A 934-nucleotide genomic window follows, 5' to 3' on the forward strand; every position below is an offset into this window, starting at 1 on the left:
AGAACCAATAGTTTGTTTAACTGGACGGAGAATTTTCAATACGACAATCAAGACCGCTTAACACATTATACGAATGCTCAGGGTGTTCAAGTAGAGCAAATTTATGAGAATGATGGTCGTATTAAACAAAATACTCTAGGTACTTATAACTATAGTAACAGTACTAAAAAGTATCAAAATACCTCTATAGATGTTACGGCAGAAGCAAAAGCTTACTATGCTAATAGACTAGGTTTATTAAATGATAGTATGGAGCAACAAGTGGGTTGGACAACTTATTATGACCCAACTGTTTTATCTTATGATTCAACTGTAGGTCATACAGGAACATCTTCAATAAAAATAAATAATACTACTACGAGTGAGAAAATGATTTTTGCAGAATCATGGATAGCAATAGATAATGCTGTGCCGACCGAATATACCTATTCAGCATGGGTAAAGAGTGATGGTACTAATGCTCAGGCTGAAGTTTTCATGTATATGAAAACAGAAAATGAAACGGCATATGCTACAGCTTTTGATGGTGTCCAATCAGCTACTTCAACGGAATGGGTTAAAATTGAAAAGACCGTTTTAGTACCAGCAAATATCAAGAAATTAAATATTCGTTTAGATAACAATAGTACAGGTATTTTATGGTTTGATGATATTCAAATTAGAAAAACTAGTGAAGCGACTCCTACAGAAAGGCAATTAAATATTTCTTACAATACATGGAAAAGTCCATTTGAGATTTATGAAACAGGTGTAGATCGTATTAGTTTTAGATATAACCATGCTAATAATCGTAGTGCAATGTATTATGGCGGTACACAAGCCGATAAGATGCAACGTCAGTACCGTAAATATTATTCGGTAGAGGGTAGTATGGAAATCAAACACAATACGTACACAGATGAAGTAGAGTTTGTTACTTATGTAGGAGGTGATG

Annotated in this window: 1 protein-coding gene; it reads left to right on the forward strand. The window is 33.9% G+C overall.

Annotated elements, in window-relative coordinates:
• The coding region (locus tag CX675_RS10735) for a carbohydrate binding domain-containing protein (protein ID WP_130735242.1) at positions 1 to 934 on the forward strand (934 nt) is incomplete at both ends.

This window comes from Flavobacterium sp. J27 (genome assembly GCF_004303025.1).
Classification (GTDB): Bacteria; Bacteroidota; Bacteroidia; order Flavobacteriales; family Flavobacteriaceae; genus Flavobacterium.